At 66.4% G+C, this 24298-nt stretch carries 22 protein-coding genes, 2 pseudogenes and 1 riboswitch; of the genes and pseudogenes, 10 read left to right on the top strand and 14 right to left on the bottom strand.

Translation table 11 applies throughout. From position 1 onward, the window contains the following. Positions 1-79 precede the first annotated feature (79 nt). From NMQ03_RS02965 to NMQ03_RS02940, 6 genes are read left to right on the top strand one after another with little or no spacing between them, the layout of a single operon-like run. The gene (locus NMQ03_RS02965; RefSeq protein ID WP_255174318.1) at positions 80-1129 is read left to right on the top strand and encodes an aliphatic sulfonate ABC transporter substrate-binding protein; all 1050 of its coding nucleotides are present in this window, start codon (positions 80-82) and stop codon (positions 1127-1129) included. Further along, positions 1129-2031, top strand: coding sequence for an ABC transporter permease (locus NMQ03_RS02960; RefSeq protein ID WP_255174317.1), 903 nt, complete (start codon positions 1129-1131; stop codon positions 2029-2031). The genes NMQ03_RS02965 and NMQ03_RS02960 overlap by 1 nt, the downstream gene beginning before the upstream one ends. Before the next feature lie 14 nt (positions 2032-2045). Continuing rightward, the gene (acs, locus tag NMQ03_RS02955) at positions 2046-3974 is read left to right on the top strand and encodes an acetate--CoA ligase (RefSeq protein WP_255175522.1); all 1929 of its coding nucleotides are present in this window, start codon (positions 2046-2048) and stop codon (positions 3972-3974) included. Beyond that, complete coding sequence (sfnG, locus tag NMQ03_RS02950; protein WP_255174316.1) at positions 3971-5161, top strand: dimethylsulfone monooxygenase SfnG; 1191 nt, start codon at positions 3971-3973, stop codon at positions 5159-5161. Before acs ends, sfnG begins: the two co-directional genes overlap by 4 nt. Then, positions 5161-6513 (top strand): O-acetylhomoserine aminocarboxypropyltransferase/cysteine synthase family protein, encoded by a 1353-nt coding sequence (locus tag NMQ03_RS02945; protein WP_255174315.1) that lies wholly within the window; start codon positions 5161-5163, stop codon positions 6511-6513. The genes sfnG and NMQ03_RS02945 overlap by 1 nt, the downstream gene beginning before the upstream one ends. After that, positions 6510-7004: a CoA-binding protein gene (locus tag NMQ03_RS02940; RefSeq protein WP_255174314.1), complete on the top strand. Its 495-nt coding sequence runs from the start codon at positions 6510-6512 to the stop codon at positions 7002-7004. Before NMQ03_RS02945 ends, NMQ03_RS02940 begins: the two co-directional genes overlap by 4 nt. A 61-nt stretch (positions 7005-7065) precedes the next feature. Here NMQ03_RS02940 and NMQ03_RS02935 read toward each other — a convergent pair whose 3' ends face one another. The 5 genes and pseudogenes from NMQ03_RS02935 to NMQ03_RS02915 all read right to left on the bottom strand — a co-directional run bounded on the left by NMQ03_RS02935 (position 7066) and on the right by NMQ03_RS02915 (position 12008). Further along, a complete protein-coding gene (locus NMQ03_RS02935; protein WP_255174313.1) occupies positions 7066-8019 on the bottom strand; it encodes a hypothetical protein in 954 nt (317 codons plus the stop codon). Beyond that, complete coding sequence (locus tag NMQ03_RS02930) at positions 8016-8567, bottom strand: RNA polymerase sigma factor (RefSeq protein ID WP_255174312.1); 552 nt, start codon at positions 8565-8567, stop codon at positions 8016-8018. The genes NMQ03_RS02935 and NMQ03_RS02930 overlap by 4 nt, the downstream gene beginning before the upstream one ends. Before the next feature lie 294 nt (positions 8568-8861). Then, the gene (locus NMQ03_RS02925) at positions 8862-9233 is read right to left on the bottom strand and encodes a DUF1508 domain-containing protein (protein ID WP_255174311.1); all 372 of its coding nucleotides are present in this window, start codon (positions 9231-9233) and stop codon (positions 8862-8864) included. Between the two features lie 191 nt (positions 9234-9424). Next, positions 9425-10709, bottom strand: a pseudogene (locus NMQ03_RS02920) (adenylosuccinate synthase). Between the two features lie 234 nt (positions 10710-10943). Beyond that, entirely contained in the window at positions 10944-12008 is a 1065-nt protein-coding gene (locus NMQ03_RS02915; protein ID WP_255174310.1) for a M14 family zinc carboxypeptidase, read from the bottom strand. A 216-nt stretch (positions 12009-12224) separates the two neighbouring features. Next, positions 12225-12329, top strand: a riboswitch (SAM riboswitch). A 13-nt stretch (positions 12330-12342) separates the two neighbouring features. On the opposite strand from NMQ03_RS02915, the gene NMQ03_RS02910 reads away from it, so the two are divergent. Further along, positions 12343-13551, top strand: a complete 1209-nt coding sequence (locus NMQ03_RS02910; protein ID WP_255174309.1) for a cobalamin-independent methionine synthase II family protein — start codon at positions 12343-12345, stop codon at positions 13549-13551. A gap of 211 nt (positions 13552-13762) precedes the next feature. Further along, complete coding sequence (locus NMQ03_RS02905) at positions 13763-14392, top strand: uracil-DNA glycosylase (RefSeq protein ID WP_255174308.1); 630 nt, start codon at positions 13763-13765, stop codon at positions 14390-14392. 123 nt (positions 14393-14515) lie between these two features. Here NMQ03_RS02905 and NMQ03_RS02900 read toward each other — a convergent pair whose 3' ends face one another. From NMQ03_RS02900 to NMQ03_RS02890, 3 genes are all read right to left on the bottom strand, one after another. Next, on the bottom strand, positions 14516-14938 hold the full coding sequence (locus NMQ03_RS02900; protein WP_255174307.1) for a DUF3151 domain-containing protein: 423 nt from the start codon (positions 14936-14938) through the stop codon (positions 14516-14518). Next, positions 14939-15958, bottom strand: coding sequence for a class II fructose-bisphosphate aldolase (gene fbaA, locus NMQ03_RS02895; protein WP_255174306.1), 1020 nt, complete (start codon positions 15956-15958; stop codon positions 14939-14941). It lies immediately after the preceding gene. A gap of 239 nt (positions 15959-16197) precedes the next feature. Continuing rightward, positions 16198-16854 carry a TrmH family RNA methyltransferase gene (locus NMQ03_RS02890; protein ID WP_210411303.1) on the bottom strand — a complete coding sequence of 219 codons (657 nt, stop codon included), beginning with the start codon at positions 16852-16854 and terminating at the stop codon, positions 16198-16200. Positions 16855-16925: 71 nt separating this feature from the next. Here NMQ03_RS02890 and NMQ03_RS02885 point away from each other — a divergent pair, with 71 nt between their 5' ends. Further along, positions 16926-17762, top strand: coding sequence for an HAD-IIA family hydrolase (locus tag NMQ03_RS02885; protein WP_255174305.1), 837 nt, complete (start codon positions 16926-16928; stop codon positions 17760-17762). On the opposite strand, the gene NMQ03_RS02880 is transcribed toward NMQ03_RS02885, so the two are convergent. The 5 genes and pseudogenes from NMQ03_RS02880 to NMQ03_RS02860 form a co-directional block, all read right to left on the bottom strand. Further along, complete coding sequence (locus NMQ03_RS02880) at positions 17759-18799, bottom strand: thioesterase domain-containing protein (protein WP_255174304.1); 1041 nt, start codon at positions 18797-18799, stop codon at positions 17759-17761. The two genes, NMQ03_RS02885 and NMQ03_RS02880, sit on opposite strands and share 4 nt — an antisense overlap. 69 nt (positions 18800-18868) lie before the next feature. Then, complete coding sequence (locus tag NMQ03_RS02875) at positions 18869-19489, bottom strand: hypothetical protein (RefSeq protein WP_255174303.1); 621 nt, start codon at positions 19487-19489, stop codon at positions 18869-18871. A gap of 82 nt (positions 19490-19571) precedes the next feature. Then, complete coding sequence (locus tag NMQ03_RS02870; protein ID WP_255174302.1) at positions 19572-20318, bottom strand: GAF and ANTAR domain-containing protein; 747 nt, start codon at positions 20316-20318, stop codon at positions 19572-19574. 143 nt (positions 20319-20461) lie between these two features. After that, positions 20462-21046, bottom strand: a complete 585-nt coding sequence (gene pyrE, locus NMQ03_RS02865) for an orotate phosphoribosyltransferase (protein WP_255175521.1) — start codon at positions 21044-21046, stop codon at positions 20462-20464. 96 nt (positions 21047-21142) lie between these two features. Further along, positions 21143-22306, bottom strand: a pseudogene (locus NMQ03_RS02860) (FAD-dependent oxidoreductase); the annotation flags it as partial. Positions 22307-22429: 123 nt separating this feature from the next. On the opposite strand from NMQ03_RS02860, the gene nadE reads away from it, so the two are divergent. Further along, positions 22430-23284, top strand: a complete 855-nt coding sequence (gene nadE / locus NMQ03_RS02855) for an ammonia-dependent NAD(+) synthetase (protein ID WP_255174301.1) — start codon at positions 22430-22432, stop codon at positions 23282-23284. Between the two features lie 103 nt (positions 23285-23387). Here the strand turns inward: nadE and NMQ03_RS02850 are convergent, their stop codons facing one another. After that, complete coding sequence (locus NMQ03_RS02850; RefSeq protein WP_255174300.1) at positions 23388-24185, bottom strand: IclR family transcriptional regulator; 798 nt, start codon at positions 24183-24185, stop codon at positions 23388-23390. Positions 24186-24298: the final 113 nt, after the last annotated feature.

Here is a 24298-nt window from a genome sequence, read left to right as displayed (position 1 = left end):
ACTTCACGCTCCCTTCCCCGGCACCCGGCCGCCCACCCCTTCTCCGCACCGTTCCATCACCCGCTTCCAAAGGAAACCCATGCCGCACGCATTGCCCATCACCCGCCGTTCAGTCCTTGGCGCAGCAGCCCTTGCTGCCTCCGCGGTCCTGGCACTCACCGGCTGCGTCGCCGGGGAAGGCTCCTCCGGCAGCGCGGCGGCGGCCGGCAGCAGCAAGGGCGGAACGCTCAACATCGACTTCGCCACCTACAACCCGCTGAGCCTGGTCATCAAGAAGCAGGGCTGGCTCGAGGCCAGCCTCAAGGACCAGGGCGTCACCGTGAACTGGGTGCAGTCCGCGGGCTCCAACAAAGCCAACGAAGCCCTCCGCTCCGGCGCCATCGACGTGGGTTCCACCGCCGGATCCGCAGCGCTGCTGGCCCGGGCCAACGGCTCGGAAATCAAGACCATCGACATCTATTCCCAGCCCGAGTGGGCGGCCCTGGTGGCACCCGCCGGCTCGGACATCACCTCCGTGGCCGACCTCAAGGGCAAGTCCGTGGCCGCCACCAAGGGCACCGACCCCTATTTCTTCCTGCTCCAGGCACTCGAGCAGGCCGGCCTCAAGCCCGGTGACGTGACCGTCCAGAACCTGCAGCACGCGGACGGCCGCACCGCCCTGGAAAACGGCTCGGTCCAGGCCTGGTCCGGGCTGGACCCCATCATGGCCGGGGCGGAGCAGAAGGGTGCCAAGCTGTTCTACCGCAACCTGGACTTCAACACCTACGGCTTCCTGAACGCCACCGAATCGTTCCTCAAGAACAAACCTGAGCTGGCCCAGGCCGTGGTGAACGCCTATGAAAAGGCGCGCGCCTGGGCGGCGCAGAACCCGGACCAGACCGCCCAGATCCTGGCCGACGTAGCCGGACTGGACCTCGCCGTGGCCAAGACCGTGGTCCTGGAGCGAAGCAACCTGGACGTGGACCCGGTGCCTGGTGACGCGCAGCGCAAAGTATTGGAGAAGATCGGCCCCACCTTTGTGGAAACAGGTGACGTCAAAACGCAGAAGCAGATTGACGACGCCGTGGGCTCCCTTCTCGACGACTCGCTGGTGAAGAAGGCTGATCCGTCAGCCATCAAGGCCTCCTGATGAGCTACCCAGGAGAGCCGAAGACCACCAGCGGCAGTGTTGCGGACGGGCGTGCTGCAGCCGCCGCCGCAACCGCGGCAGACGCCGCCCAGACGGGCGCCGCTACGGCATCCGCTCCGGCACCGGGATGGTCTCCCGCCGGAGTCCGTTCCAGGAACTGGGCGCGTCTGCCCCTTGGCCTCATCATTCCCGTTGCGCTGCTGGCAGCATGGCAGGTGGCCTCCACGAACGGTATGTTCACCGTGGTCCAGCTGCCACCGCCCGCCATGGTGCTGGCTGCTGCCGGCGAGCTCGTGGAACGCGGCGAGCTGGGCACCCACATCGCCATCTCCACCCAGCGGGTCCTCATCGGGTTCCTGGTGGGAGCGGTCCTGGGTCTGGTCCTGGGCGCCACAGTGGGCCTGTCCAAACTGGCCGACGCCCTGCTGGCACCCACCATCGGCGCACTGCGCGCGGTGCCGTCGCTCGCCTGGGTGCCGCTGCTGATCCTGTGGATGAAGATCGGCGAGGACTCCAAGGTCACCCTCATCATCATCGGCGCGTTCTTCCCGGTATTCACCACCGTGTCCCTGGCGCTGCGCCACGTGGACCGGAACCTGGTGGAAGCCGCCCGCGCTTTCGGCCTGAAGGGTGTGCGGCTGCTGACCACCGTGCAGCTTCCCGCGGTGGTCCCCGCTGTGTTCTCCGGCCTCCGCCTGGCACTCGCCCAGGCCTGGCTGTTCCTGGTGGCCGCTGAGCTGATCGCCTCCTCCATGGGCCTGGGCTTCCTGTTGATCGATTCGCAGAACAACGGCCGTACCGACCGTCTGCTCCTGGCCATCGTGATGCTGGCCGTTATTGGAAAAATTACCGATGCCCTGCTGGGCCTGGCTGAAAAATGGGCGGTGAAACGATGGGCGTGAGCACCACCGAGACGATGGACCTGAACGCGGGGGTGCACCCGGACAACGTTGCCTTCTGGGAGCAGCAGGCGCTGCGCCTGGACTGGGACACCCCGTGGCACACGGCGCACCGCTGGAATCCGGCGGACCGTGAAGCGGGCCGCGGGCCGGGCATCACCTGGTTTGAAGGCGGAAAGCTCAACGTGGCCGCCAACTGCGTGGACCGCCACGTCGCGGCCGGCCGCGGCGCCAAGGTGGCCCTCCACTTCGAAGGCGAGCCGGGCGACCGCAGGTCCATCACGTACGCCGAACTCCAGCGCGAGGTGGCCAAGGCGGCCAATGCGCTCCTGGCCCTGGGCATCACCAAGGGCGACCGCGTAGTCATGCACCTCCCGGTCATCCCCGAGACGGTCATTATCACGCTGGCCGTGGCCCGCATCGGTGCCATCCATTCCCTGGTGTTCGGCGGGTTCTCCGCGGAAGCGCTGAAGTTCCGGGTGGAGGACACCGGCGCCAAGCTCCTGGTCACGACCGACGGCCAGTTCCGCCGCGGCGTGGCGGTTCCCGTGAAGGACAACGCGGACGCCGCCGTCGCCGGGGACAATGCCATCGAGCACGTCCTGGTGGTCAACCGCACCACCCCTGCCAACAACCTGGCTGCCGTCCCCATGACCGCAGGCCGCGACGTGTGGTGGCATGACGTCGTCGGAAGCGCCTCTGACGTCCACGAGCCGGAGGCGTTCGACGCCGAGACGCCGCTGTTCATCATGTACACGTCCGGGACCACCGGAAAGCCCAAGGGGCTGGTGCATACCTCCGGCGGCTACCTGACGCAGGCGTCCTGGAGCTTCGAGCACCTGTTCAGCAACCCGGATCCGGCCCTGCGCGACCAGGACGTGCACTGGTGCACCGCGGACCTCGCCTGGGTCACGGCGCACACCTACGAGATCTATGGCCCGCTGTCCAACGGGGTCACCCAGGTGATTTTCGAGGGCACGCCCAACACTCCGCATCCGGGCCGGCATTTTGAGGTCATCGAACGCTACGGCGTGACGCAGTACTACACGGCGCCCACCCTGGTCCGGTCCCTCATGGGCTGGTTCCCGGACGGCGTACCCGACACCTATGACCTGTCCTCCATCCGCCTGCTGGGGACTGTGGGAGAAGCGGTCAACCCGGAGGCCTGGCGCTGGCTGCGGGACAACGTGGGCGCCGGCACCGCACCGGTGGTGGACACGTGGTGGCAGTCCGAAACCGGCGCCACCATCCTCTCCCCCGCGCCGACGGACAGCAGCTTCAAGCCCGGCTGCGCGGCGCGTCCCCTGCCGGGAGTCAGCACCAGGATCGTGGACGACGCCGGCACAACAGTTGCGCCGGGCGTCCAGGGATACATCGTGGTTGACTCCCCCGGGCCCGCCATCGCCCGTACCGTCTGGGGCAACCCGCGCCGCTACTTCGACTCCTACTGGAGCAAGTACGCGGACCAGGGCTGGTTCCTCGCCGGCGACGGCGCCAAGTACGATGCCGACGGCGACATCTGGATCCTGGGCCGCGTTGATGACACCCTGAACGTCTCCGGCCACCTGCTCTCCACCATCGAGATCGAGTCCGCGCTGGTGTCGCACCCCAACGTAGTGGAGGCCGGGGTCTGCCCCGTGGCGGACCCGAAGACCGGCCATGCGGTGGTTGCCTTCGTCGTGCTGAAGGCCGGGTCCCCGGCCGACTGTATCGACGAACTCCGGAATCACGTGGCCAAGGAGATCGGCCCCATCGCCAAGCCACGCGACGTCGTCGTGGTTCCCGATGTCCCCAAGACCCGCAGCGGCAAGATCATGCGCCGGCTGCTCACCCAGCTGTTCGAGGGAACTGCGCTGGGCGACACAACCTCCCTCCAGAACGAACCGGCCATCGCCGGTATCCAGGACGTCCTGCGCCAGCGGGCCCTACCGAAGGAAAATTCATGACCGAGATCAGCAACGTCGCACGACTCTCCGAACCGCTCAAGTTCGCCTACTGGGTGCCCAACGTCTCCGGCGGCCTGGTGGTATCCACCATCGAACAGCGCACCGGCTGGGACTTCGACTACAACAAAAAACTGGCGCGCATCGCCGAGGAGTCCGGCTTCGAATATGCCCTGACGCAGACGCGCTACGCCGCCTCCTACGGCGCGGACAAGCAGCACGAGGCGACGTCGTTCAGCCTGGCCCTGTTGGCCGCCACGGAGCGCCTCAAGGTGATTGCCGCTGTTCACCCCGGGATGTGGCACCCGGGCGTGCTGGCAAAGTACATCATCACCGCGGACCACGTCTCCAATGGCCGCGCTGCCGTGAACATCGTCTCCGGCTGGCTGAAGAGCGAGTTCACCAACTTCGGCCTGGAGTGGCTGGAGCACGACGAGCGCTATGTCCGCACGGAGGAATTCATCAACGTCCTGCGCGGCCTGTGGACCGAAAAGGACTACAGCCAGTCCGGCAAGTACTACAACATCACCGATTTCACCCTGAACCCCGCCCCGGTGGACGTCCCCGGCCGCGCCCACCCCGAGATCTTCTTCGGTGGAAACTCGACGGCGGCCCAGGCCACCGCGGGCCGCGTGGCGGACTGGTATTTCTCCAACGGCAAGGACCTTGAGGGTTTCAAGGACAACATCGCCGGGGTCGTCGCCTCTGCCGGCGAGGCCCGCCGCGGCACTGCCGGCCAGTTGGCCGCTCCCCGTTTCGGGCTGAACGGCTTCGTCATTGCGCGCGACTCGGAGAAGGAGGCCCGGGACACCCTGCGCGAGATCGTGGAAAAGGCGCACAAGCCCGCCGTCCAGGGGTTCCGGGACGCGGTGCAGGAGGCCGGTGCCGCCACCAAGGACGGCAAGGGCATGTGGGCGGATTCCACGTTCGAGGACCTGATCCAGTACAACGACGGCTTCAAGACCCAGCTGATCGGCACCCCGGAGCAGATCGCCGAACGGATCGTCGAATACAAGAAGATCGGCGTGAACCTGTTCCTCACCTGCTACCTGCACTTCCAGGAGGAGGTGGCCGCATTCGGCCGGGACATCCTGCCGATCGTCCGGGAGCTTGAGGCGGACCTGGCCCGGAAGCACGGCACAGAGCTCGACCTCTCAACCACTCCCGCCGCCCAGGCAGTGGGTGTCTGATGGCTGAGCGTACTTTCGGTTTCCGCACCCGCGCCCTGCACGCCGGCGGCACCCCTGACGCCGAACACGGCGCCCGTGCCGTTCCCATCTACCAGACCACGTCCTTCGTCTTCAAAGACACCAACGACGCCGCCAACCTGTTCGCACTGCAGAAGTACGGCAACATCTACTCCCGCATCGGCAACCCCACTGTCGCGGCGTTCGAGGAGCGCATCGCGTCCCTCGAGGGCGGCATCGGAGCGGTCGCGACGGCGTCGGGCATGGCAGCGGAGTTCATCACCTTCGCCGCCCTGACGCAGGCAGGCGACCACATCGTGGCAGCCTCCCAGCTGTACGGCGGCACGGTGACCCAGCTGGACGTGACCCTGCGCCGGTTCGGCGTGGACACCACCTTCGTGCCCGGAACCGACCCTGCCGACTACGCCGCGGCGGTCCGGGACAACACCAAGGCCATCTTCGTGGAGGTGGTGGCCAACCCGTCGTCGGAGGTCCAGGACCTGGCGGGGCTGGCAAAGGTGGCGCACGACGCCGGCATCCCCTTGGTCGTCGACGCCACCTTGAGCACGCCGTACCTGGTGCGGCCCATCGAGCACGGGGCGGACATCGTGATCCACTCCGCCACGAAGTTCCTGGGCGGCCACGGCACCACACTCGGTGGCGTGGTGGTGGAAAGCGGCCGGTTCAACTGGGGCAACGGCAAGTTCCCCACCATGACCGAGCCCGTGGCTTCCTACGGCAACGTCTCCTGGTGGGGCAACTTCGGTGAGTATGGCTTCCTCACCAAGCTGCGCAGCGAGCAGCTGCGCGACATCGGCCCGGCCCTCTCGGCGCAGTCGGCGTTCCAGCTGCTCCAGGGCGTTGAGACACTGCCGCAGCGGCTGGACGAGCACCTGAAGAACGCGCGGGCCGTGGCCGAGTGGCTGGAAAACGATGACAGGGTGGCTTACGTCAACTACTCCGGGTTGCCCTCCCACCCGCACTACGACAGGGCACGGAAGTACTTGCCGCTGGGCCCCGGGTCGGTCTTTTCGTTCGGGGTCAAGGGTGGGCGCGCCGCAGGGCAGAAGTTCATCGAGTCCCTGCAGCTGGCCTCCCACCTGGCCAACGTGGGTGACTCCCGTACCCTGGTGATCCACCCCGGCTCCACCACGCACCAGCAGCTCAGCGCAGCCCAGCTGGAATCCGCGGGCGTGCCGGAGGACCTGGTCCGCATCTCGGTGGGCCTCGAGGATATCGAGGACATCCTGTGGGACCTGGACCAGGCACTCACCGAGGCCTCCAACGCAGCGGCCCAGGACGCCGCCGTCCTGGAAGAACCCGCAGACGCCTGCACGATCGGAGCAAACGCATGAGTACCGCCGAACGCACCTGGTCCGGCCCGTCGGCACCTGAGCGGCTGGCCCTGCTCCGGCAGGCGAAATCCATCGCCATTGTTGGAGCCTCTGACAAGCCGTCGCGGGCCAGCTACTTCGTGGCCACCTATCTGCTGTCCTCCACCCGCTACAAGGTGTACTTCGTGAACCCGGTGGTCAAGGAGATCCTGGGCCAGCCCACGTATGCGTCCCTGGCGGACCTGCCGGAGAGCCCGGACATCGTTGACGTGTTCCGCAGGCACGACGATCTTCCGGGCGTCCTGGACGAGGCCCTGGCCGCCGGCGCCAAAACACTCTGGCTGCAGCTGGGTTCCTGGCACGAAGGCGTCGCGGCAGGCGCGGAAGCCGCGGGGCTCAACGTGGTGATGGACCGCTGCGTGAAGATCGAGCACGCGCGCTTCCACGGTGGACTCCACCTGGCCGGCTTCGATACCGGCGTGATTTCCTCCAAGCGCCAGGTCATGGCCTGACCGGCGACTGAATAAGGCGACAGCGGGTCCGTCCGACGGGCCCGCTGTTGCTGTGTTTGGGCTATTTCGCCGGAGACGTGGGCTTGGGCCCGGTTCCCTGTCCTGCCGTCTGGGAGCCTGTTTGGCCCTGCGCCGGCGTTGCGTTGGCCGCGGAGCCCGCCGCCTTCTGTGCTTCCGTGGCTGCACCCCCGGCTGACGGCCCGGTGTTGGCCGCCGGGAGTCCGGCCTTCGCGGCCCCGGCAGCCCCCGGCTCCGCCGGCATCCCGCCCGTCGCAGCGCCGGGATTCTCTTTGCCCCTGCCGGTTCCATTGCCCTGCAAAAAAGTCCCGGGCGCCGCGGACGTGCACGCTTCGGCGCCGGCGCCGGCCTCGTGTTTGACCGGACCGACGCACGGCGGGAACCCAGTGTGCGCCCGTCCCGTGTGGCGGGAGGAGCCGGCAGGATCCCGAAGTAGGCTGGAGGAAAGATTCGCGGCATCGGTGGCCGCACCCGGTGCCGGTGGACCGGCAGCGGCAAGGTCCCCGTCGGAAGCCACGTGGGGGCCCCGGTAGCTGTAACCGGCTGCGGACGGTTCCCCGGCTGTACCTTTCCAGGGCGCCCAATCCTCCAGCAGGTGCTCCACGGGACTGGTCCCGGAAGTGCTGGAGCTGGCGGCTACCCCGCCCACGCCCAGCCCCATCCCGGCCACCAGCACCAGGCCCAGCGCGGTGGGGCGGTGCCGGCGGCGGCGCGCCAGTTCGTCCCCAGGCTGCGCATCGGGCTGTCCACCGGGCTGTTCGGGTGCCTCTTCAGCTGCTTCCTCGCCCGGCTCCCCGGCCGGAGCCGGGCCTTCCAACGGTGAAGGTCCCCCGGCCGTAAGCAGTGCGGCAAGCTCACCGCTGGGTGCGGGCGCGGGCAGCGACGCCAGGGTGCCCAGCGACAGCAGGGCGTTGCGAAGGTCTGCATCCAGGTGGCAGCCGGCGTCCAGCAGCATGTCATCAACAAGGGCGGCGCGGTTTTCCGGGGCGGGTGTCATGGCGCGAGGTACTCCTTCACTGCGGCGAGTTCCCGGAGTTTCAACAATGCGCGCCGCTGAAGCTGTTTCACCGAACCGGCGCTCTTTTCCATGGCCTCCGCTGTCTGTTCCACCGTGAGGCCTCCTACCAGGCGCAGCGACAGCACGTCCCGCTGGTCCTGCGGCAGCCCGTCCAGCAGCCTAAGGACCTCCTGGGGCGACAGGCGCTGCAGGGCTTCCTTTTCCGCTGAGGTGTCTACCCGCTGGTCGAGCTCGGGCTCGAAAGGCAGCTTGACCGGGGTCCGGCTTTGCCGGCGGTGGTCATCCACCATGCGGGCGTGGGCGACGGAGAAGATAAAGGTCCTCAGGCCGGGTTCGCCGCCGTGCACGGTGTGGAGGCGGGGCAGCACGGAAAGGAACACTTCCTGCATGGCGGCCTCCGGATCCTCGACTCCCCGGGCTGTGAGGTAGCCCAGCACCTGTGATGCGTAGGTCTTGTAGACAAGGTTGAAGGCGGCAGTCCCGGAAAGCGGCTGGTCCGGAGCCTCGTCTGTCTGTGCATCGGTCACTGACGTGGTGCTTTCCGTCAAAGAAGGGTGTTGGCAAGGCGGGCGTTCAGTACATCCGGAACGCTGCCCCTACTTTACCCTCCGGTAACCACCCCGCCGGAACCGCCACGGCGCCGGAAACAGGGCCAGTGCCGGGCCAGGCGGTGCGGCCACCCTTGCGGAAAGACAAAAGAGCCGGCCTGGAACGTGATGGGGGACAGGTTCCAGACCGGCACTTCATAGGGGTAATCGCTGGGGCACCCCAAAGGGTTACGCGCTTTCAAAAAAACTTTTGAAAACTTTCTTCCCCGTCCGTCAGCGGGTTGCTGTCCTGGTCCACCGGGGGGCCGTGGCATGCCGGCGCGGCGTATTGGCCAGTGCAAAGGCGTGCCGCGTGGAGGGCGCGCGTTCCTCTCCGCACACGGGCACGACGGCGGCGGGCAGCCCGGCCGGAACAGCGGCAGCAGCCGCAGCGGGTGCAGGCGCGGGACGGGCTACGGTTCCGGCGGGGCACAGGTCGGTGACCAGGCCGGTCCCGGCACATTCACGCACCGCGGCGATCCCTGCCGCCACAGCGGCTTTGTCCTCGAAGGGGCCGGAGACGGCGATAACGGCCCCGTCCGGAGCCAGGAGACGGAACCGGAAAAACGAATCAGCGTCGATGAATGCTTCAAATTTTCCGGCCATGACGATCCTTCCTTGGGCACCAGGTTGTACAGACGAGTCTGGCCGCGGCACCGGAAGTCTCACAAGACCGCGCGCGTTAAGCCTGTGTAAATTCGCTTTCCGCCAGCAAAAACAAGCGGCAGGCCACCTGCAAAAGGTGGCCTGCCGCCGTCGTAATCCCCACCCGCTCCCTAGCAGGCGGGGCCCACAAGTCAGTCGTTGATGAGGTCGTTCACCACGATGGTCTGGTCGCGGTCCGGGCCAACGCCGATGGCCGAGAACCGGGTTCCGGAGAGCTTCTCCAGGGCCAGCACATAGTTGCGGGCGTTCTCGGGAAGGTCCGCCAGCGTCCGGGCTCCCGTGATGTCCTCGGTCCAGCCATCGAAGTACTCGAAGATCGGTTTGGCGTGGTGGAACTCGGTTTGCGTCATGGGCATCTCGTCGTGGCGCACGCCGTCGACGTCGTAGGCCACGCACACCGGGATCTGCTCGATGCCGGTCAGGACGTCCAGCTTGGTGACGAAGTAGTCCGTGAAGCCGTTGACGCGGGAAGCATGACGTGCCAGCACGGCGTCGTACCAGCCGCAGCGGCGCGGGCGGCCGGTGTTGACGCCGAATTCGCCGCCGGTCTTCTGCAGGTACATGCCCATCTCATCGAAAAGCTCCGTGGGAAACGGGCCGGCACCGACGCGGGTGGTGTAGGCCTTGATGATGCCGATGGAGCGGGAGATGCGGGTGGGCCCGATGCCGGAACCCACCGACGCGCCGCCTGCGGTCGGGTTGGAGGAGGTCACGAACGGGTAGGTGCCGTGGTCCACGTCCAGGAACGTTGCCTGGCCGCCCTCCATCAGGACTACCTTGCCCTCGTCCAGCGCGGAGTTCAGGACCAGGGTGCTGTCGATGACCAGGGGGCGGAGCCGCTCGGCGAAGGACAGGAAGTACTCCACGATCTCGTCCACCACAACACTGCGGCGGTTGTAGACCTTGACCAGGAGTTCGTTCTTCTGGCGCAGCGAGCCTTCCACCTTCTGGCGGAGGATGGATTCGTCGAAGACGTCCTGGACGCGGATGCCCAGCCGTGCCACCTTGTCCATGTAGGCGGGGCCGATGCCGCGGCCGGTGGTGCCGATGGCGCGGCTGCCGAGGAAGCGTTCGGTCACCTTGTCCAGCACCTGGTGGTACGGGGCCACCAGGTGGGCGTTGGCGGAGACCCGCAGTTTTGAGGTGTCGGCGCCGCGCGCCTGGAGTCCGTCGATTTCCTGGAAGAGGGCCTCAAGGTTCACCACGCAGCCGTTGCCGATGATGGGAACAGCGTTGGGGCTGAGAATGCCGCAGCAGCTTGAGTTCGTACTTTTCACCGCCTACGACGACGGTGTGCCCGGCGTTGTTGCCGCCGTTGGGCTTGACGACGTAGTCAACACGGCCGCCCAGCAGGTCGGTGGCCTTGCCTTTTCCTTCGTCGCCCCACTGGGCTCCTACGATCACAATTGCTGGCATGGGATCCTCCCCCATTCGTTCGGACTGCCCGGTCCTGCCACCAGGTGGCGGGCCCATGCAGCGCCGTTCATGAGAATGCCCCGAACATACCGGCCTTCGCACAGCCGCAGCACGGCGCAGCGAAGCAAGAGTTCCGGGGCTCTTACCACCCAAGTTTAGCCGATAGGGCACTTTGTCCACTGTTGTGGCCCGCCGCGGCCCTTTCTGCCAAAAGGCCGCGGCGGCCGGTGCCGCCTACTCGTCCTCAGCCTCCCCGGCGGGCCGGGACGTCTGTTCGGCGAGCGTGTTCCAGAAGGAGGTGTCGGCGTCGGCAATGGACCCGTCCGCGATGGCCGCGGCCGTGGAGGTCAGCGTGGTGACGGTCTGCTTGATCAGGTAGCCGTTGCTGCGCTGTCCGAGTGCATAGCCGTCCAAATAGTGGTCCGACATGCCGCGCATCTCGAAGAGCAGGGTGGCGATGCCGTACTCCACGGAGATGCCGTTGCGGCTGATGGTTTCGGCACTGCCGCCCTGGTACTTGCCCAGGTGTCCCCAGCCGGTGGAGTCGACGTTGTTGAAGACCACCGCGCCGAGCTGCTTGGATTTTTCGACGACGGCGGGGTCGGCGTTGGGGGTGGTGGGGTACAGGATGGAGCCGGATACCAGCTTGCCGTCACGCTCCGCCCGGGTGCCCTGGTGGTGCAGGTCGATCATGTAGTCGATCCGGTATTTGCGCATGACGTTGTTGTGCAGCGCCTGGGTCTCCGGCTGGATCTTGGCCACATGGTCGCGGTTCAGGTCCACGCCCTCGGCGTTGTAGCGGGTGAGGTGGCGGTCCCCTTTGGCAAGGTAATTGTCCAGGGAGAAGTTCACGTCCCCCATGGCGCCGTCCGCATTGAGCATGGGCACCACCAGGATGTTCACACCTTTGAGGATGTCGGCGGATTTGCCGGTCCCCAGGTGCTTGATGAACTCCATGGCGCCCTCGGTGGTGAGCTGCTCGTTGCCATGCTGCTGGGTCAGGTACAGAATGGTGGGCTTGGCCGGGTCCGAAATGTACTTGACCAGGTGGATGTCGCGCCCCTTGACCGTCTGCCCGATGACCTCCAGCTCCATTGCCGGCTGGCGCGCGTCCTGGTCCTTCAGGAACGAGACCATCTGTTCGTACGTGGCGAGCTTGGACGTGGTGATCTGGCCGTTGCCGTCGTAGTTGGGGCCTTCGCCTACCGCGTGTGCCAGCGGGGCGGGACCTGCGACGACGGCCAGCGCCAGGGCGCCGGAGACGGCGAAGGTCCCGAAATTTGCCAGGGATTTCTTCACAGTGCGTTACCTCTTTCGAGTGCATCGGGGTGCGACGGCCAGCTCCGTCGCGGGCAGCGGCATGTGACCTCAGCCAACCAAGCTTAACGAAACCTGTCAATAACCTGAACAAAGGCTGTAAGCATGTTTTCGGCAGGGAAGCTTCAGACGCGACCTGTCGCGACATAAAGCGGAGCAGACTTGCCCCGGGGCAGGCATCTGGATTTATGTGAGAGTGAACCATCCGGAGCGGCCGAGAGACCTGGCTCGATGACGCCGCAGCAACCACGGTCCCGCAGGATTCCTGCCGCCCGAAGGTGCTACTGCCAGGACCGATGGAAAGGAAGATTCCAGCATGTCCCTGAACACCGACCACATTCGCGTCACCCACGCAGGATCGTTGCCCCGCACCCCGGAACTCATCGCGGCCAACGCCGCCAAGGAAACCGACGGCGTCACCCCTGAGTTCCTGGAACTCCTGGAGGCCTCCGTGGTGGAGGTGGTCCAGCGCCAGAAGGACCTCGGCATCGACATTCCCAACGACGGCGAATACGGGCACACGATGTCCAGTTCCGTGGACTACGGTGCCTGGTGGAACTACTCCTTCGCACGGCTGGGCGGCCTGGAGCCGACGAATGTGGACCGCTGGGCCGATGCGCAGGTGCACCGTTCTTCCCCCGGCAACATCGTCCTGACCTCCTTCCCGGACCGGCGGGACCGGCAGGCGTTCAACGAGGCCTACAACGATCCCTCGTCGGGCATCCTGTCCCACCGCAAGAGCGTCACGCAGCCCAAGATCGCCGGACCCCTGACCTACACCGGCCAGGACCTGGTGGCGTCGGACATCAGGAACCTGAAGACCGGCCTCGCCGCCGCCGGGTTGTCGGACGGCTTCGTAGCGTCCCTCTCCCCCGGCTCCTGCGCCCGTGTGGCCAACGAGTACTACACCTCGGATGAGGAACTCGTCTACGCGTGCGCGGATGCGATGCGGGAGGAATACAAGGCGATCATCGATGCCGGCCTGACCGTGCAGCTCGATGATCCGTCCCTGGCCGAGAGCTGGGACCAGATCAATCCCGAGCCATCCCTGGAGGACTACCTGAAGTTCATCCAGCTGCGCGTCGAGGCCACCAACTGGGCCCTCCGCGACCTGCCCCAGGAACAGATCCGGCTGCACGTCTGCTGGGGTTCCTGGCACGGCCCACACACCACGGACATCCCGTTCGCCGACATCATCGGCTCGGTGCTGCAGGTCAACGCCGGCGCTTACTCCTTCGAAGCGGCCAACGTCCGGCACGAACACGAATGGCGGGTATGGGAGGACACCAAGCTCCCCGAGGGCAAGGTGATCATCCCGGGCGTCGTCTCGCACGCCACCAACGTGGTGGAACACCCGGACCTGGTGGCAGACCGCATTGTCCGCTTTGCCGACGTCGTGGGCCGCGAGAATGTCATCGCCTCCACCGACTGCGGCCTGGGCGGCCGGGTCCACCCGCAGATCGCCTTCGCCAAGCTGGAGGCCCTCGGCGAGGGCGCCCGCCGGGCCACAACCCGCCTCTGGTAGCTGCGGACGGCGAAGCCGGGACCCGCCGGTTCCGTGGCCTGGCTGAATCAGGTGCACGGGACCGGCGTTTCGTTTCCCGGGGCTTGCTAAACTGGGTAAGGCCGACCAGGAATCGGCCCACCCCAATCAACCGCCGCTGATGTGTCGCGCCCCCGCGTGCCCATTTCCGTGGCGGCAGCAACGCCAATCCCCGCAGGAGAACCAGCACTTCATGACAGCCCTGGCACCCGAAACATTCCACGAACAGCTCATGAGCCGCCGCTACGACCCCAGCGTTGCTGCCGTTAACGAGCTGTGTGATTCCCTTCGGGAGACCAAGCCCGGCACCGTGGTCCCCTATGTGGATCCCATGCACGACGTGGAGGAATGCCGCATCATCAGCCTGTTCTCCAACATTGGCGAGGCGGACCCGTCCGGGTTCATCACCGCCGGGGACCAGGATGCCGCGACCCGCATGCTTGGCCTGCAGTGGAAGCTGGGCCTGCGCCCTGAGTTCGTGATGCCGTGGAACGTCCACCCGTGGCACGTCCCCGGTGAGGCCAACGGAAAGTTCACTCCCGACCAGATCCAGGCAGGCCTGAAGCCGCTGCTGAAGTTCCTGGCACTGGTGCCCCGTGCCTCGGTCATCGTGGCGCACGGCACCGAGGCCAACCGCCTGGCCAACCTGCTGCTGAAGACCGAAGTGCCCCTGCTGTGGCGCCGCGGCCTGAAGACCTACAAGGTCAGGTCACTGAGCGGCCGCGCCTTCGCCGGTTCCCCGGCGCGCCAGGAGGAGTACCTCGAGGACATGCGTGCGGCCTACGCCGACGCCATGGCACGCACCGGAATCGCCAAGCCTTAAACGACCGACGGCGGGTGGTCACCTTTCCAGGAAAGGTAACCACCCGCCGTCGTCGTATCTAGGGGCCTCCGCCGCCGAGGGTTCCCTGGCTCAGCGAAGCGAAGCCAGGGAGGCGGTAGGGAGTTACTTGCCCTCGATGGCTGCCTTCGCCGTGGGGTCCGAGTCGTTGAGGAACTTTTCGATCCGCTCCGGCTCGTCAGCCTCGCCGATGGCAGACGAAGCCCTGCCCAGGGAGTAGAGGGCCCGCAGGAATCCGCGGTTGGGCTCGTGCTCCCACGGGATGGGCCCGACGCCGCGCCAGCCGTTGCGGCGCAGCGAGTCCAGGCCGCGGTGGTAGCCCACCCGGGAGTAGGCGTAGGAGTCGATGACCCGGCCCTCCGCCCACGCCTCCTCGGCGAGCACGGCCCACAGCAGGGAGGACGTGGGGTGCTTGGCCACCAGGTCCAATGCCTCGTGACCGGCATCCAGCTGCCCGTACACCTCGGTTTCGGCAGGCAGGAGCGTGGGCTCCGGCCCCATCAGGTTCCGGCGGAACTCGTCCGACATCTAGAAGGTCTTTCCGGCCGAACCGAGCTGTTTGGTGGCTTCCACCACGCGGGCTGCCAGGCCGGCTTCGGCGGAGGCGCCCCAGACACGGGGGTCGTAGGTCTTCTTGTTGCCCACTTCGCCGTCGACCTTCAGGACGCCGTCGTAGTTCTTGAACATGTGGTCAGCCACCGGACGCGTGTAGGCGTACTGGGTGTCGGTGTCGATGTTCATCTTGATCACGCCGTAGGAGACGGCGTCGGCGATTTCCTGGTCGGAGGAGCCGGAGCCGCCGTGGAACACCAGGTCGAACGGGTTGTCCTTGCCGATCTTGGCACCCACCTGCGCCTGGATGTCCTTGAGGATCTCCGGGCGGAGCTTAACGCCGCCGGGCTTGTACACGCCGTGCACGTTGCCGAAGGTCAGGGCGGTGATGTAGCGGCCGTTCTCACCGGAGCCGAGGGCGTCGATGGTGGCGAGGGCGTCCTCCACCGTGGTGTAGAGCTTGTCGTTGATGGCGTTCTCCACGCCGTCTTCCTCGCCGCCGACCGTGCCGATCTCCACCTCGAGGATCATCTTGGCAGCGGCGGTGCGCTGGAGCAGGTCGCGGGCAATCTTCAGGTTCTCCTGCAGGGTCTCTGCCGAGCCGTCCCACATGTGGGAGTTGAACAGCGGGTTGCGGCCGGCCTTGACCTCAGCTTCGGAGGCCGCCAGCAGGGGCAGGACAAAACCGTCCAGCTTGTCCTTGGGGCAGTGGTCGGTGTGCAGGGCGATGTTCACGCCGTAGTTCTTGGCCACCTCGCGGGCAAAAGCCGCAAAGCCCAGGGAACCGGCAACCATGTCCTTGGTGGAGGCGCCGGACCAGTAGGCGGCACCGCCGGTGGAGACCTGCACGATGCCGTCGGACTCTGCCTCCGCGAAGCCGCGCAGTGCCGCGTTCAGCGTCTGCGAGGACGTGACGTTGACGGCCGGGAAGGCGAATCCGCCCGCCTTTGCGCGGTCGATCATCTCGGCGTAGATCTCTGGGGTTGCAATGGGCATGCTGGCTCCTCTGCTGAGTTTCGTCTGTGGGTGGATGACCCTCAAATAGACCGCTTACGGCTTGGCACCATCCTAGCCATTCCCGGGCCCGGAGTGCTCTGGGTTACGCCCCACCCGCACCCTAGCCTCGCAAGCTCGGCCAGGGAACCCCGCGTGCGTGGGCCCGCCACCCGCACCCTAGCCTCGCAAGCTCGGCCAGGGAACCCCGCGTGCGTGGGCCCGCCACCCGCAGGTCTGGGCTACACGTGCTGGTTGAAGACGTGCCGGCGGATCCAGGCGTGCATGGCAATAGCCGCGGCGGAGGCGGCGTTGATGGACCGGGTGGAGCCGAACTGCTCGATGGACAGGGTGGCGGCGGCGGCCTGGTGGACTTCCGGGGTCAGGCCCGGGCCCTCCTGCCCGAACACCAGCACGCAGTCGCGCGGCAGTTCGTACGTCTCCAGGGGCACCGAGTCCGGGAAGATGTCGATCCCGATGATCGCCAGCCCCTCCCCCTGCGCCCACTGGACGAAGTCCTCCACGGTGGGGTGGTGGCGGACGTGCTGGTAGCGGTCGGTGACCATGGCCCCGCGCCGGTTCCAACGCCGTCGACCGATGATGTGCACCTCCTTGGCGAGGAAGGCGTTGGCAGTACGAACCACGGTGCCAATGTTGAGATCGTGCTGCCAGTTTTCGATGGCCACGTGGAAATTGTGCCGCCGGGAGTCCAGCTCCGCCACGATCGCCTCGTGCTTCCAGTAGCGGTATTTGTCCAGGACGTTGCGCCGGTCGCCGTCCGCCAGCAGGTCAGGGTCCCAGTGGTCGCCTTCCGGCAGTTCCCCCTCCCAGGGCCCGACGCCGACCTCCGCCTTCGCGGGTTCGGCCTCCCCGGGCTGGTGGTCGGGTTCGTCTGTCATGCCGGGCGTTTGGTTCACCCTTCAACACTAGACTGGACTCTTCGGGCAATCATCACAGGCGGAGGCAGGGCATGGCAGACGAGGACCAGGTAGCAGGCAACCCGGCGGTATACCGGAGCGGCCAGGAGATTGAGTGCTGGCTGACGGACATGGACGGTGTCCTGGTGCATGAAAACCAGCCCATCCCCGGGGCGGCGGAGCTCATCCAGCGCTGGGTGGATACGTCCAGGCGCTTCCTGGTGTTGACCAACAACTCCATCTTCACGCCCCGCGACCTCGCCGCCCGCCTGCGCGCTTCCGGGCTGGAGATCCCCGAGGAGAACATCTGGACTTCCGCGCTGGCCACCGCCCAGTTCTTGAAGGACCAGGTGTCCGCGGGAGGATCGGAATCGGGCAACCGCGCCTACACCATCGGCGAGGCAGGGCTGACGACGGCGCTGCACGAGGCAGGCTTCATTCTCACCGACCAGAGCCCGGACTTCGTGGTGCTCGGCGAGACGCGCACGTACTCTTTCGAGGCAATCACCACGGCCATCCGCCTGATCCTCGCCGGTGCGCGGTTCATCGCCACCAACCCGGATGCCACCGGCCCCTCCAAGGATGGCCCCATGCCGGCCACAGGTGCCATCGCGGCCCTGATCACCAAGGCCACCGGCCGCGAACCGTACATTGTGGGCAAGCCGAACCCCATGATGTTCCGGTCGGCGATGAACCAGATCGATGCACACTCCGAGACCACCGCCATGATCGGTGACCGGATGGACACGGACATCATCGCCGGCATGGAGGCAGGCCTGCACACGGTCCTGGTCCTCAGCGGCATCACGCACAAGGACGACATCGCCGCATACCCCTTCCGGCCCAACCAGGTGCTGAATTCCGTGGCGGACCTGAAAAACCAGATCTAGAAGATACTGACCCGGGAGCCGCCCCGGGGCAGTGGGAAGTACTCGTCCAGCAGTTCCGTGACCAGGGGCCGGTAGATCTGCGGGTTCCAGCCGGGGCTGGCGTGGGCGGGCGCCGCCCCCGTAGTCTGCAGGTTGCTGGAGACCATGTTGTCCTTGAACACCACCGCCCATGTTTCGGCCGCGGTCTCATAGTCAACAGTCCCGTCTTTGCGGTTGCCGATGTAGGCCATCTTGGCCGTGCCGAGGTGGTAAGCGAACTGGCTTCCCTCGAAGTGGTAGATGTAGGCGGACTCCGTTTGGACCAGGACGTTGGACGGGGCAATGGGTGAGAGCTGCTCCAGCGTCTGGTTCAGGATCTGGCGCCAGCTCCGTTCGTCCTTGTGGATGATCCGCTCCCCCAGTTCATACCCGCCGCGCAGGGTGGAGGGGAACCTGACGCCGCTCTCGTAGAGGAACACCACGCCGTCGAACCAGCTTTGGTCCAGGACGTCGTGGGCGCTGTAGGGGCTGGAGTCCAGGAGAATGAACTGCACCTGGACGCCCTGCAGGGCCAGGAGCCGGGCTGCCACCTGGGTGGCGAGCATGCCGCCGAAACTGTGCCCGTAAAAGAAGAGCTTGGTGATCTTCTCAGCAGTGATGTAGTCGGTGATCGCGTTGACCACCTCGGTGATGTTCAGCCCCAGGTTGGAATATCCGACGGCGGCGAGCCGGGCGCGCTTGTTCAGTGCGCCCCTGAGCGTGTTCAGGATCCACTGCGCCTCTTCCCAGCTGGTCTTGTACCCGGGGAACAGGAACCAGCTGGCGTCCGGGTAGTAAACATCGGCGAAGCTATCCGCAACGGTCAGGATCCTGGTGCTCCGGCGCTGCGACTGCACTTCACGGGTCATCAGCATGTCCGCGGCCAGCAGCCCGGAGGCGCCGGCCCCTGCCAGGAACGCACGCCGCGAGAAGCGTTTGAGGGCAGCCGCTTCCGCCAGCAGCCGGGCATCGGAGACCCCGCGCCGGCTCTGTGGATTAACTTCCCCCTCATACGGCACACTCCTACCGTAAGCCCCGGGAAAGTCACCACGGCAACCGCGGATGTTAACGTTCGGTGACGCTGCGCGTCAGCTGGCGGCCTGCCCCTCCGTGGCCGGGAATGGCGCCTGCGGTTCCTGCTGCCGGCGGAGGATCTCCAGGCCAATGTCGTTATAACGGCCCAGCAGGTCAGCACCGTCGGGTGCGTCCGGGTTGTCCAGCAGGGCAAAGGCGGAGTCGCTGGCGTGCAGCAGTTCCTGCTCCGTGTATTCGGTCAGCGGACGGCCGTACAGCTCTTCGATCCACATCACCGGCAACTGGGGGTATTCTCCTGCGAACTCACCGCCGGGGAAAAGCTCCCTGACGTCATCATCCATCAGAAGCGGCCGGCGGCTGGAAGCGTCCCATTGCGCCCAGTCGTACGCAGCGGGCGTGAGCTGAAGGGACACCCCGGCGGAGGGAACGCCCAGCAGGGACGTGGTGTCCATGGCGTTGAGGTCGCTGCGAAGACCTGCCAGCGCGGATGATTCGACAAGTTCAGCCTGCGAAAGATCGACGCAGATACGGCAACGGATGCCCATCCTCCGGACGCGGCGGATGATGTGGCCCAGTTCAGCACGGGAGTCGTGGTGAAGGGCTCCCCGGACTTCAATCCGGACGATGTCCGCGGGGACATCGAGGTTAACGAGTGCGTCTAGCGCGCGGTCCATAGGTACTCCAAAAGAGGTTCTATGGCCGACGGCTCAACCTCCGCAAGCCTAACCCTCACCCGGCCTGCGCACAACCTGCCGATCAGGCCCTGGGACCCTGGCTGACCTTGCCCGGTTCCTGGTAGTGGGTACGCGCACCGGTACCGCCCACCGAATCCACCAGCGACTTGGCGATGTCCCGGAGTTTGATATTGCTGTTACTGGATGCCTCGGTGAGGATTTCGACGGCGGCTTCCTGGCTGCACCGGTTCTGCGCCATGACGATGCCGATGGCGATGTCGATGATGGTCCGCGACTCAAGCGTGGCCCGAAGGTTTGTTGCGCTGTCTGCGTGCAGCGAGAACCGGACAGCCAGCCGCAGTGCTTCGGAAATTTCCCGGGTGAAGTCCCGCGCCCTGTCCGCCGCCCGGCCGTCAAACTTGTTTGGGGCGTCGGAGTAGAGGTTCAGTGCGGCTTTGGCCTCCCCCTGCAGGTTGAACGGCAGGGAAAGCACCGAACGCAACCCGTGGGAGGCAACGGCAGCCGCATAGTCCGGACCCCACCGGTCCTCCTGCAGAAGGTCCGGGACGTACACTTCCCGCTCTTCCTTTGCCGCGGACAGGCACGGTCCCTGGGCGAGGGAATACTGGATTTCATCCACTTCCCGTGCCGTTTCGCTGCTCCAGCCGATGGTGGCTGCCTTCCGGTCGCGGAGCAACGTGATGCCGCACAGGGCGTCATCGCCGTCGCCTGCCATCTGGTGCACGGAGAAGCGCGCCAACTCGTTGAGGAAGTCCTCGAAATCGGCGCTTTCCAGGATGAGGTTCTGGACTTGGTCCGTTGCGCTCAACGGCTGTTGTGGGGGGAGCAAAATGCAGGATCTCCAAGCAACTGAAAGGTGTTAACGCAAATAATAAATCAGCCACCAGCGGCAGGCCAACACTGGTCCCCATGCTTCCCGGGGCCGGCCGCCGGGGCCGGCCCCGTCCGGGACTAGTGCAGTCCCAGCTCGTCCTTGCCGAAGGCGAACAGGTAGGGAACACCGGTCTCGGCTTCGATCTTTTCCTTGGCGCCGGTATCGCGGTCCACGATCACCGCTACTGCCACGACGTTGCCGCCGGCCTTCCGGACGCCTTCCACTGCGGTCAGCGCAGAGCCGCCCGTGGTGGACGTGTCTTCCAGGACCAGCACCTTGCGGCCCTCAACGGACGGGCCTTCCACCTGGCGGCCCATGCCGTAGGACTTCTGGGCTTTCCGGACCACGAACGCGTCAACCGTCCGGCCGGCGTCAGCGGCAGCGTGCATCACCGCAGTGCCAACGGGGTCGGCACCCATGGTGAGCCCGCCGGCGCACTCGAAGTCGATGCCGGCGTCGTCCGCCAGTGCCAGCATTACCTGGCCCACCAGCTTGGACGCCTCATGGTGCAGGGTGATGCGGCGCAGGTCGATGTAGTAATCGGCCTCGGCTCCGCTGGAGAGGATCACCTTGCCGCGGACCACGGCAAGTTCCTTGATCAGTTCGAGCAGTCGGGCGCGGGCTGCCGCGGTGTCTACCGCAGTGTCAGTGGGCGAAGTCATGGCCCCAAGTTTAGTGGGTGGCGGGACGGTGAGCGGGCGGGCGAAGCCGGGCGCGTGCTCGGGGCGTGGCCCGATCGCAATGACCCGGGGCAGGACACGCTTGACCACGGGGTTGTGGCGCAGGATGAAGAAAAGCAGGCGCTGGATGGAGAACGGTGTCCGGTCCCCCACGCGGGCCAGCACGTCGCCGGACAATGTGCCCGCGAAGAGTGGAACGAACACCACCCGGTGCATGATCCGCTGCACGGTCTGGACCAGCACCGTGGGCATGCGGCGGCGGCGCTGGATCGAAGCAAGGGTCCTGGTCCGTACGCGCCCTTGGCGCAAATCAGGCGCCAGGCGTTCCGCGGCTGCCACTGCGTCCTGGATGGCCAGGTTGATGCCCACCCCGCCCGCGGGGGACATCGCGTGCGCGGCGTCTCCAATGCAGAGGAAACCGTCCACGTACCAGCGCCGCAGCCGGTTCAGCCTGACGTCCAGCCAGTGCAGGTCCGCCAGGCTGTGGATGGAATCAACGCGGTCGGCGAGGTCAGGCCGGAGTGCTGCCACCCGTTGGCGGAACCGTTCCACGCCGCCCTCCCGGATCCTGGCATCTGAGCCCTTGGGGGCGAGGTAGCCCATCTGGTAATAGTCGGTGCGGTTGAGCGCAATCATGGCATCCCGATCGCCCAGCGAAGGCACCACTCCGGCGACCTCCCCGCGCTCCGAGGCGTGGCGCGGGATCTTGAACCACCAGGTGTCAAAGGGCACCGGATACTCCTTTGCCCGCATCCCTGCCGCCTGGCGCAGCACTGAATGCCTGCCGTCCGCGGCCACCACGACGTCGGCGTGCAGCACCTGTTCCTGGCCCTCCGCGCCGCCGGCGGTGGACCGGTAGCGCACTCCGGTGACGCGTCCGCCATCGAACTCCAGGCCGGTGGCCTCCGTTTCCATGAGCAGGGTGAACGTCGGTTCCGCGGCGGCGGCCGCGGCGAGGAAATCCAGGAAGTCCCACTGGGGCATCATGGCCACGTAGTTGTACGGGGGTTTCAGGGAGTCAAAAGCCGCCAGCGTGACAAGCCCGGTTCCGGGGACCGGGACGGCGACGTTGCTCAGCCGGCTTTGCGGCAGGGCCCGGAATCCGGCGCCCAGGCCGAGTTCGTCAATCAGCCGGATAGTGGACGCATGCACGGTGTCGCCACGGAAATCCCGCAGGAAATCACGGTGCTTCTCCAGGACCGCCACCTGCACTCCGGCCCGTGCCAGCAGAAGGCCCAGCATCATCCCTGCCGGGCCCCCGCCCACCACGGCGCATCCCGTCCGCTCCATGCACTAAAGCTACGCCGCGCAGGGCCCGCCCGGAACAGTTGAGGGTTGTTGACAGCGCTGGCTAGGCTGGACAACATGCGCGAACTCCAGGCCAAGATCATTGAAGAAATGGGCGTTCAGCCCCGGATCGATCCCGCAGGGGAGGTGCGCAAACGCGTCACATTCCTCAAGGAATACTTGAAGGCCACCCACACCAAAGGTTTTGTCCTGGGCATCTCCGGCGGACTTGATTCCTCGCTGGCCGGAAAGCTTGCCCAGCTGGCGGTTGATGAGCTTGAGGCCGAGGGCGTAGAGGCCAACTTCGTTGCAGTCCGCCTGCCCTACGGCGTGCAGCACGATGAGGAAGACGCCCAGGCAGCACTGGACTTCATCAAGGCCAAGACGGAATGGACGTTCAACATCTCGGCAGCGGTGGACGGCTTCGAGGACGAGTTCGAGAAGACCGTAGGTTCGGAGATCTCCGACTTCCACAAGGGAAACACCAAGGCCCGCACCCGGATGATCGCCCAGTATGCACTGACCGGCGAGTTCAACTACCTGGTGCTCGGCACCGACCACGGCGCGGAGTCCGTCACGGGCTTCTTTACCAAGTACGGCGACGGCGGGGCTGACATCCTTCCCCTGTTCGGCCTCAACAAGCGGCAGAACCGGGCCTTGCTGGCTGAGCTTGGGGCACCGGCGCGGGTGTGGGAGAAGGTGCCCACCGCCGACCTCCTCGATGACCGGCCGGGGCGCACGGACGAGGACGAGCTGGGTATCAGCTACGACCAGATCGACGACTACCTCGAAGGCCGCAACGTTCCGGACGCCGTTGCCGAGTCGATTGAACAGAAGTATCTCCGGACCCGCCACAAGCGCACCGTGCCGGTGACCATCTTTGACACGTGGTGGAAGGGCGAAGGTCCCGAACAGCCCCGCGCTGGACTATAGAAACCCACCTGCGCCGAATCACCCCTCTCCGGAAACGCACGACGGCGCGCCGCACCTGACAGCGCGGCGCGCCGTCGTCGTATCCGGGGACAGCAGTGGAGGCTCAGCGGGTCCGGCGCCCGCCGTCGGGGCCGCCGCCCAGCTGCTGCGTAATCCGGTGGGCCTCCGCCATCAGCAGGCCGCCCAGTTCCTCCTGCCGTTCGGCCTTGAACCGCGGTTCGATGCCGGTCAGCGACAACGCCCAGGCGGGCCGCCCTGAACGGTCGAACACCGCAGCGCCCATCCCCCAGCTTCCCTCCAGGACCAGCCCCGGGTTCACCGAGTAACCGGCCAGCCTGGTGCGGGACAGGTTCTTCCGGACCAGGTCAACAGTGTGGTTCGCCGCGAAGGCGCCCGCATGCTCCGGCCACCGGCCCAGCAACTCCTCCTGCTCATTCGATGGCAGGAAGGCCAGGATGGCCGTCCCGGCTGACGCGACGCCCAGCGGGAAGCGGACGCCCTCGTGCAGGACAAAGGACCGGACAGGGAAGCTGCCCTCCTCACGCAGGAGGCAAACCGTCTCACTGCCTCGCCGGATGGAGAAGAAGGCACTCTCCCCCGTGGCCTGGGCCAGCCGGCGCAGGCTGGGCCGCGCGATGTCCTCCATGGGAAACCGTGCCGAGGCCACCGATCCCATCAGGAGGATTTCGGGACCCAGGACCCAGTTGCCCGTAACGGGATCGTGGTCCAGCAAGCCCTCCGCGGCGAGCGATGTCAGGAGCCGGTGGGCCGTTGGGCGGGTGAGGCCCGACTCCCGGACCAGGGCCGGGAGGGGCATCCCCTCCGCGCCGCGGCCCACCAGCCGCAGCAGTTCGGCGATCCGTGCCACCACCTGGGCGCCCTGCACCGGCGTCGATGCCATTACTTCCCCTTTGTCCACAATATGGATGCTTTTAACCCTACTGTCCATACTGTAGGGCACTCGCCAGTGATTCTTGACACGTTCTTCGAGGGCCCCGTAGTCTCCAAACTCAG

The organism is Arthrobacter sp. DNA4 (assembly GCF_024362385.1).
Taxonomy (GTDB): Bacteria; Actinomycetota; Actinomycetes; order Actinomycetales; family Micrococcaceae; genus Arthrobacter.
The sequence above is the reverse complement of the archived record's forward strand: the minus strand, read 5'-3'. Positions and strand labels throughout refer to the sequence as shown.

Coding starts and splice junctions, on each gene's coding strand:
- NMQ03_RS02965 (WP_255174318.1), top strand. CDS start 80: ATGCCGCACGCATTGCCCATCACCCGCCGTTCAGTCCTTGGCGCAGCA.
- NMQ03_RS02960 (WP_255174317.1), top strand. CDS start 1,129: ATGAGCTACCCAGGAGAGCCGAAGACCACCAGCGGCAGTGTTGCGGAC.
- acs (WP_255175522.1), top strand. CDS start 2,046: ATGGACCTGAACGCGGGGGTGCACCCGGACAACGTTGCCTTCTGGGAG.
- sfnG (WP_255174316.1), top strand. CDS start 3,971: ATGACCGAGATCAGCAACGTCGCACGACTCTCCGAACCGCTCAAGTTC.
- NMQ03_RS02945 (WP_255174315.1), top strand. CDS start 5,161: ATGGCTGAGCGTACTTTCGGTTTCCGCACCCGCGCCCTGCACGCCGGC.
- NMQ03_RS02940 (WP_255174314.1), top strand. CDS start 6,510: ATGAGTACCGCCGAACGCACCTGGTCCGGCCCGTCGGCACCTGAGCGG.
- NMQ03_RS02935 (WP_255174313.1), bottom strand. CDS start 8,019: ATGACACCCGCCCCGGAAAACCGCGCCGCCCTTGTTGATGACATGCTG.
- NMQ03_RS02925 (WP_255174311.1), bottom strand. CDS start 9,233: ATGGCCGGAAAATTTGAAGCATTCATCGACGCTGATTCGTTTTTCCGG.
- NMQ03_RS02910 (WP_255174309.1), top strand. CDS start 12,343: ATGTCCCTGAACACCGACCACATTCGCGTCACCCACGCAGGATCGTTG.
- NMQ03_RS02905 (WP_255174308.1), top strand. CDS start 13,763: ATGACAGCCCTGGCACCCGAAACATTCCACGAACAGCTCATGAGCCGC.
- NMQ03_RS02900 (WP_255174307.1), bottom strand. CDS start 14,938: ATGTCGGACGAGTTCCGCCGGAACCTGATGGGGCCGGAGCCCACGCTC.
- fbaA (WP_255174306.1), bottom strand. CDS start 15,958: ATGCCCATTGCAACCCCAGAGATCTACGCCGAGATGATCGACCGCGCA.
- NMQ03_RS02890 (WP_210411303.1), bottom strand. CDS start 16,854: ATGACAGACGAACCCGACCACCAGCCCGGGGAGGCCGAACCCGCGAAG.
- NMQ03_RS02885 (WP_255174305.1), top strand. CDS start 16,926: ATGGCAGACGAGGACCAGGTAGCAGGCAACCCGGCGGTATACCGGAGC.
- NMQ03_RS02875 (WP_255174303.1), bottom strand. CDS start 19,489: ATGGACCGCGCGCTAGACGCACTCGTTAACCTCGATGTCCCCGCGGAC.
- pyrE (WP_255175521.1), bottom strand. CDS start 21,046: ATGACTTCGCCCACTGACACTGCGGTAGACACCGCGGCAGCCCGCGCC.
- nadE (WP_255174301.1), top strand. CDS start 22,430: ATGCGCGAACTCCAGGCCAAGATCATTGAAGAAATGGGCGTTCAGCCC.
- NMQ03_RS02850 (WP_255174300.1), bottom strand. CDS start 24,185: ATGGCATCGACGCCGGTGCAGGGCGCCCAGGTGGTGGCACGGATCGCC.